Consider the following 6,075-nt stretch of genomic DNA (forward strand, 5'->3'; position numbering starts at 1 on the left):
CTTAGTTTTTTGGTGCATGGGCACAAGCAGGACTGCTCGTATCCTGTCCTGTCCATTCTTCAGGTAAAAATGCATGAATCGCCAGCGCATGAATCTTGTCTTTCGACAGCAGATCACCCGCAGCAGCATAAACTTTCTGATGACGCTGGACGGGGCGCAAACCGGCAAAAGCCTGACTGACAATGACGGTTTTAAAATGCGATTCTTTTCCCGGGAAATAACCGCCATGGCCCGAGGACTCATTGACTACTTCCAGATGGGTTGGGGATAATTGTGCCAAACGGTCTTTCAGTTGTTGTTCCAAGCTCATGGCCGGACTCCAATTTTGAAAAATATGGTTTCAGTATACCTTGTTCTGCGAAGTATTTTGGCAGTCTATATGGGTGCAATCCGTTGAATGTAGCTAAGTTTTATAAACTACCAGATGAATATTGGCTATTTAATGTCTAATCTAAAGGATTTTGAGTTTATTTTATTCAATTGATGCAAGATTTTTAACAAAGGTGTTGACCTGATTTTTGCATGCTGTATTATACACGGCATGCGGGAATAGCTCAGTTGGTAGAGCATAACCTTGCCAAGGTTGGGGTCGGGAGTTCGAGTCTCCTTTCCCGCTCAAAATTTTTTCATTTAGTTTTTTCATTTAAAAAACTTTATAGACTCCGCGGGAATAGCTCAGTTGGTAGAGCATAACCTTGCCAAGGTTGGGGTCGCGAGTTCGAGTCTCGTTTCCCGCTCCAAATTTAAAAGGCCCTGGTCGAAAGAGTAGGGCTTTTTTCTTGTTGATTTTATTATATTTTTTAAAATTCCGCCTTCCTTTGTAATTCAATTCAATAAAAAATATTCTTAATGTAATTTGTATTTTGTGACCAAGATGTGACCATGGCGTGCCCACGACAATAAAAATGGTCTTAATTGATCTCAAATGCTCTCATTTCATCACTACTTTTTAGCCCCCCTCAGAGCTTTTTTGGCTGTAAAAAAAACACCAAACTCTTTTCAAAGTACAGTGTTTTTTACCAATCGTTCAATAATTTGTGACCATTTCACTTTTTGGTGTGACCATTTGTGACCAAACTATTCATTAACATATTGTTCTTTATTGTCTTTTTCAAAAACAAATAAATCTCCTACCTGCACATCCAAATAATCGCAAATACGATCGATAGTCTCTAAATCAATTCGAGTCAATTCGCCATTATAAAGCTTATGCAAAGTTGTCTTGTTAATGCCTGTGCCACGAATTAAGTCAGCTACACGCATTTTTCTTTCAGCCAACAATATTGGTAGTTTACAAATAACCATTAATTTTTCCTCTAATACAATGAAAATTTAATTGCATTTAATTAAATTTGAGGTTATTTTAGATCTAAGGATGAAAAATTCATTGCATCCGATGAATTACGCTAGGAATACAATTATGTCATATACCTATCTCACAGCCCAGCAACTGGCTGAAAAAATCCAGTACGACGCTCGTACTATTCGCAACCAGCTAAAGGACAGTGTCTTTATCGAAGGTGTTCACTACATCCGTCCTTTCGGTGGTCGCAAAATTCTTTTTGTTTGGGAACGCATTGAAACTGAAATGCTTAAATTCACTGGTTTAAGCATGGATGCCTTGCAATAAGGCTTAGGAGGTTTAACTCATGGCTACCATCCGGGAACGAAGTGGCAAACTGATTGCAGACTTTCGCTACATGGGCATCCGTTGCAGAGAAACAACCAATCTTGAAGACAATGCTTATAACCGACGCATTTTGAAAAAACGTCTCGAGCAGCTTGAAGCTGAAATTACTTTGGGAACTTTTGAATACGAAAAGTACTTTCCAAAAAGTAACCGTGTTGAGGAGTTTAAGGAAAAAAGAAGTCAGCAAATTGCTGTACAAACCAAAGTACCTCTTTTTAAAGAGTTTACTGCACTGTGGTTTAAACAGAAACAGATTGAGTGGAGAACATCCTATCAACACAAGGTTTCAATTATTATCAAAAATTACTTGATTCCTGCTTTTGGTAATCAGGTTCTCTCGAAAATCAAGAAGTCAGACTTGCTGAACTTCCGTGCCTCTCTCGCCAAAGTGACACACGGAAAAGATCAGACAAGTCTGAAAGCATCGAGAATCAATCAAATCATGACGCCTTTACGTATGATACTCAATGATGCGGCTGAACGATACGAGTTTGAGTCGCCTTATAAAAATATTAACAATCTGAAAGAAAGTAAGATTGAAGTCACTCCCTTTTCTCTGGAAGAGGTACATAAAATTCTTACCACTGTTCGTGATGATTTTAAGCCTTATTACACTGTTCGCTTTTTTACAGGTATGCGCACCAGTGAGATCGATGGCCTGCAATGGGAAAATATCGACTTACAACGTCGTGAAATCCATATCAGAGAAGCGTTAGTGAATGGTGTTTTGGGTGGAACCAAAACTTATGGTTCTGACCGTACCATCCAAATGAGTGATCGGGTTTATCAGGCCTTTCTGCAACAGAAAAGCTTAAATAATGGTAAATCAGAGTTTGTATTCTGCAATCGTGATGGTGGACCTCTCGATTATCGTCTGGTAAACAAGCGTGTCTGGCATCCCCTGCTACGCTTTTTAGGGCTAAAGCCCCGTCGTGCTTATCAAACACGTCATACCGCAGCAACACTATGGTTGTCGGCAGGCGAGAATCCGGAATGGATCGCACGCCAGCTGGGACATTCAACCACTGAAATGCTGTTTAGGGTCTATAGCCGCTACATTCCGAATGTTACACGTCGCGATGGTAGCGCTTTTGAAGCCATGCTGGAGAGACTTAATACAGAGGAGCTTGCCCATGAACAGTAAAGCTTTCTTTGGCGGCGTAGTCGTTAGTCCAGAAGCAGATATGGTCGCGCGTGAACTCATTCACGAGTTACATATTCCCAAACTGCACAATCTGGCCTTTTTGCTGGAAATCAATAAATGCTTCGATGATCACCAAGCATTAAGACTCTGGCTACAGCGAATGCTGGATGAAGGACAAGCTCATTACGATGACTTGGCTCAACAGGCCCGTCTCCGCTTAATGAGCCTAGCTCACTAATAAAACAAACATAAAAGGTCATCAAATCGATGACCTTAGCCCCTCTATACCTATAAAAAGGTGAACACATGCATAAAGATATTTCAATTTGGATGCCACTCTATATTGGCGACCTACAGGCAAAATTTGCACGAATGACAGCAGAACAAATTGGTGCGGCACTGCTGTTAATGATGGATTTCTGGAAAAATGGTGCCATTCCTCATGACCTAGCTACTTTATGTAGCATTACGAAATTACCGCAGCACACCAAGGCTAAAACTTTGTTAAATACGCTGATAGCCCTGGAATTGTTTGAAGTCGAGTCTGAGCAGATTCATTCAAATTTCTTAAGCAGTTTAAAAAGCCAGGCATTACAAAATCAGCAAATGAAATCTGATAAAGCTAAAAATGCAGCTCAAGCACGTTGGGGGAAATCTGCTAGTAATGCTCAAGCATCAACCAAGCAACGAAAAGTAAATGCTCAAGCAGCTCCTGAGAAGAGCTCGAGTATTACTCAAGCCATGCTTGAACCATGCCCTTCATCTTCATCTTCATCTTCATCTTCATCTTCATCTTCATCTTCATCTTCATCTTCATCTTCATCTTCATCTTCAAATTTTGAAGAAAAAAATGAGGATTTTTTAGAAAATTCCAAATGGATTTAGGAGAATAATCATGAATACCATGCTTAAAACGCTCCAGTTTCGCGCAGAAACAACGGAAACACTTTGCCCTACCCATCATATACCCCTGATGGAAATCGCCGGTCACAGGCTCTGTAAATTGTGTGCCAAAGAAACCGTCCAACACTCACATGCAGCCTATGAGAATGAACTGCAACAGCGATTGCTAAAACAGAAAATTAAAAATTCAGGGCTCAATAAACGCTACCTGGATCGGGGCTTCAAGAATTATGTAGTTGCATGCCCTGCACAAAACAATACCATCAAACTATGTCAGGCCTTTGCACAGCAGATTATTTCTGACCACAACCCGAACATGTTGATGATTGGTACACCAGGTACAGGTAAAACCCATCTGAGTGCATCAATTATTCGTAACATTCTGCATAACAGTACAAAATCTGCACGCTACTATACCAGTGCAGAAATTGCTCAAAAAATGATGGACACTTGGTCAGATGCTTCACGCTCTGAAAAGGAAGTCATCGACCATTTCTCCAGCTTTGATTTATTAGTGATTGATGAATATGGCCTGCATGACCGGCATGAAAAACGCCTGGAGATGGTACATAAGGTTTTGTATAGTCGTTATGACAACATGAAATCTACCCTTCTGATTTCCAATTTCACAGTCCAAAATATGCAGCGAGATTTAGGTATCCGATTATGGTCACGATTACATGAAAACAATTTGATTGTAGTACCGTGTTATTGGGATGATCAGCGGATAACCAAATAATACGACTCTTTACTTAAGCCAATTATCTCGCTGAAATAATTGGCTTTTATAATTAGATTTTTCAAAATTGCATTAATTGCATATTCTTATTAAATGGACAGATATTCTTATTTGAAGCTGAACACCCGTTCTTATTTTACATGGACACCTCAGAAAATTAACTCTTAGATAAATTTCCATGAATTGTTAGAGTATACCTGTACCTGTCTGATGCTTTAATAAAGCTGCCAATTGTGAACCTGATTTTAGCTTCTCTGTATAAGGGCAACCTTGGTCATTAGGTGCCCAATGTGGACATCTTAGATAATATTGATCCAGTAACCCAATACCATTCTTTTTCTTTTGCAAAGTCATCGGTTCGGCATGAATTGGACAACAAACAATGTTAATACCTTGCTTTTTATTTCTTAGATCAGATTGTAAATCATCCATACGCTCTATAATACTTTCTGAAGTACTCTGATCCTGAAGAATAATATTAAAGTCTTGAGCTGAAAGACTAAATTCAGGTGCGGATGTATCTGTCATTAAAGCTAAGTCTTGCTGAGATAAATTTTCACGATATTCACATAAACGAACCTGTTTATTATTAAAATACCAACCTGTACATCCCCAATAGAAATCTTGTGGGTTAACATGAACTAAATTACGTGCCCACTGCAACTTCATAGGTCTTTGACATTTAGGGCATGTCTTTGCCATGGTATCTGCAAAAGCATTCCATTGAAGGACATGTGTTGTTTCTAGATCAATATCAACTTTATGAATATTATTTTCATTCTGTTGAAATGAACCGTACCGGGTTTGTCGGAGATCAACTTTCTTGAGAGAATGTTCCGATGAAAAAATCAAACTATACCCCTGAAATCAAAGAAAGAGCAGTTCAACTTGTTATTGAATCCGAAAAAGATTATCCATCGAATTGGGCTGCAATCACTGCTATTGCTCCCAAGATAGGTTGTACCCCTGAAACACTGCGTGTTTGACATCAAAAATATTTGGATCAACAAAATCCAGTTAAAGTACAGCAGCTTTCAGACCAAGAACGTATCAAACAACTCGAACGTGAAAATAAAGAGCTACAACGCGCCAATGAGATTCTACGTAAAGCAGCCGCTTTTTTCGCCCAGGCGGAGCTCGACTGCCCACACAAATAATGGTGGATTTTATCCATAATAATAAAGAGCTGTACGGAGTCGAGGCGATTTGTAGAATTTTACCGATTGCACCATCGACCGGCTTTGTTGCACAAACCTATCTGTAAAGGGTTTTTCAGCGATATAATTTTCAAATGAAGAAGCCTGCACACAAAATCTACCGCACAACCAATTGGCCCGCATATAACCGAGCACTCATGAGTCGCGGAAATATTGCCATTTGGTTTGATCCTGCTACGCAATGGTATGCTCTGTCCATCGGTAAACAAGGGCGAAATCAAACCTACTCCGACGCAGCCATCCAATGCTGCTTAATGATTAAATCCTTATTCCGTCTGTCTTTACGTATGGTCACTGGCTTTGTGCAAAGTCTGATTAAACTTTGCGGATTAAATTGGATAGCTCCAGATTACACCACGCTTTGTAGAAGACAAAAGCATAT

At 39.7% G+C, this 6,075-nt stretch carries 10 protein-coding genes, 2 tRNA genes, 1 pseudogene and 1 other annotated feature; of the genes and pseudogenes, 10 read left to right on the forward strand and 3 right to left on the reverse strand.

Going from position 1 to position 6,075, the window contains the following annotated elements; all coding sequences use genetic code 11:
- Position 1: 1 nt before the first annotated feature.
- Positions 2 to 310, reverse strand: coding sequence for a BolA family protein (locus tag VXP95_RS12000; RefSeq protein ID WP_416680978.1), 309 nt, complete (start codon positions 308 to 310; stop codon positions 2 to 4).
- 233 nt (positions 311 to 543) lie between these two features.
- Here VXP95_RS12000 and VXP95_RS12005 point away from each other — a divergent pair.
- A tRNA-Gly gene (locus VXP95_RS12005) sits at positions 544 to 616 on the forward strand.
- Between the two features lie 48 nt (positions 617 to 664).
- Positions 665 to 740 (forward strand) — tRNA-Gly (locus VXP95_RS12010).
- 337 nt (positions 741 to 1,077) lie between these two features.
- On the opposite strand, the gene VXP95_RS12015 is transcribed toward VXP95_RS12010, so the two are convergent.
- The gene (locus VXP95_RS12015) at positions 1,078 to 1,305 is read right to left on the reverse strand and encodes a helix-turn-helix domain-containing protein (protein WP_237812687.1); all 228 of its coding nucleotides are present in this window, start codon (positions 1,303 to 1,305) and stop codon (positions 1,078 to 1,080) included.
- A 115-nt stretch (positions 1,306 to 1,420) separates the two neighbouring features.
- Here VXP95_RS12015 and VXP95_RS12020 point away from each other — a divergent pair, with 115 nt between their 5' ends.
- The 5 genes from VXP95_RS12020 (at position 1,421) to VXP95_RS12040 (ending at position 4,476) form a co-directional block, all read left to right on the forward strand.
- Positions 1,421 to 1,630, forward strand: a complete 210-nt coding sequence (locus VXP95_RS12020; RefSeq protein WP_000122748.1) for a hypothetical protein — start codon at positions 1,421 to 1,423, stop codon at positions 1,628 to 1,630.
- Positions 1,631 to 1,649: 19 nt separating this feature from the next.
- Complete coding sequence (locus VXP95_RS12025; protein ID WP_416712104.1) at positions 1,650 to 2,834, forward strand: Arm DNA-binding domain-containing protein; 1,185 nt, start codon at positions 1,650 to 1,652, stop codon at positions 2,832 to 2,834.
- Positions 2,824 to 3,072: a hypothetical protein gene (locus VXP95_RS12030; protein ID WP_004895356.1), complete on the forward strand. Its 249-nt coding sequence runs from the start codon at positions 2,824 to 2,826 to the stop codon at positions 3,070 to 3,072. The genes VXP95_RS12025 and VXP95_RS12030 overlap by 11 nt, the downstream gene beginning before the upstream one ends.
- 68 nt (positions 3,073 to 3,140) lie before the next feature.
- On the forward strand, positions 3,141 to 3,719 hold the full coding sequence (locus tag VXP95_RS12035; RefSeq protein WP_416712105.1) for a DUF1376 domain-containing protein: 579 nt from the start codon (positions 3,141 to 3,143) through the stop codon (positions 3,717 to 3,719).
- 10 nt (positions 3,720 to 3,729) lie between these two features.
- On the forward strand, positions 3,730 to 4,476 hold the full coding sequence (locus VXP95_RS12040; RefSeq protein WP_416712106.1) for an ATP-binding protein: 747 nt from the start codon (positions 3,730 to 3,732) through the stop codon (positions 4,474 to 4,476).
- A gap of 186 nt (positions 4,477 to 4,662) precedes the next feature.
- Here the strand turns inward: VXP95_RS12040 and VXP95_RS12045 are convergent, their stop codons facing one another.
- Positions 4,663 to 5,139 carry a hypothetical protein gene (locus tag VXP95_RS12045; protein WP_416712107.1) on the reverse strand — a complete coding sequence of 159 codons (477 nt, stop codon included), beginning with the start codon at positions 5,137 to 5,139 and terminating at the stop codon, positions 4,663 to 4,665.
- A gap of 26 nt (positions 5,140 to 5,165) precedes the next feature.
- Here VXP95_RS12045 and VXP95_RS12050 point away from each other — a divergent pair, with 26 nt between their 5' ends.
- The 3 genes and pseudogenes from VXP95_RS12050 to VXP95_RS12060 form a co-directional block, all read left to right on the forward strand.
- Entirely contained in the window at positions 5,166 to 5,303 is a 138-nt protein-coding gene (locus tag VXP95_RS12050) for a hypothetical protein (protein ID WP_416712108.1), read from the forward strand.
- Between the two features lie 12 nt (positions 5,304 to 5,315).
- Positions 5,316 to 5,713, forward strand: a pseudogene (locus VXP95_RS12055) (transposase); the annotation flags it as partial.
- Positions 5,591 to 5,707 (forward strand) — a sequence feature (AL1L pseudoknot). It overlaps the preceding pseudogene by 117 nt.
- 54 nt (positions 5,714 to 5,767) lie before the next feature.
- Positions 5,768 to 6,075, forward strand: a 308-nt coding sequence (locus VXP95_RS12060) for a transposase (RefSeq protein WP_416712109.1), incomplete at its 3' end; no start/stop codon positions are given.

This window comes from Acinetobacter sp. 226, assembly GCF_048147925.1.
Lineage (GTDB): Bacteria > Pseudomonadota > Gammaproteobacteria > Pseudomonadales > Moraxellaceae > Acinetobacter > Acinetobacter pecorum.

Excerpts from the sequence above, each read along its gene's own strand:
- VXP95_RS12035 (WP_416712105.1), top strand. The coding sequence starts at position 3,141 with ATGCATAAAGATATTTCAATTTGGATGCCACTCTATATTGGCGACCTA.
- VXP95_RS12025 (WP_416712104.1), top strand. The coding sequence starts at position 1,650 with ATGGCTACCATCCGGGAACGAAGTGGCAAACTGATTGCAGACTTTCGC.
- VXP95_RS12040 (WP_416712106.1), top strand. The coding sequence starts at position 3,730 with ATGAATACCATGCTTAAAACGCTCCAGTTTCGCGCAGAAACAACGGAA.
- VXP95_RS12050 (WP_416712108.1), top strand. The coding sequence starts at position 5,166 with ATGTCTTTGCCATGGTATCTGCAAAAGCATTCCATTGAAGGACATGTG.
- VXP95_RS12015 (WP_237812687.1), bottom strand. The coding sequence starts at position 1,305 with ATGGTTATTTGTAAACTACCAATATTGTTGGCTGAAAGAAAAATGCGT.
- VXP95_RS12030 (WP_004895356.1), top strand. The coding sequence starts at position 2,824 with ATGAACAGTAAAGCTTTCTTTGGCGGCGTAGTCGTTAGTCCAGAAGCA.
- VXP95_RS12000 (WP_416680978.1), bottom strand. The coding sequence starts at position 310 with ATGAGCTTGGAACAACAACTGAAAGACCGTTTGGCACAATTATCCCCA.
- VXP95_RS12020 (WP_000122748.1), top strand. The coding sequence starts at position 1,421 with ATGTCATATACCTATCTCACAGCCCAGCAACTGGCTGAAAAAATCCAG.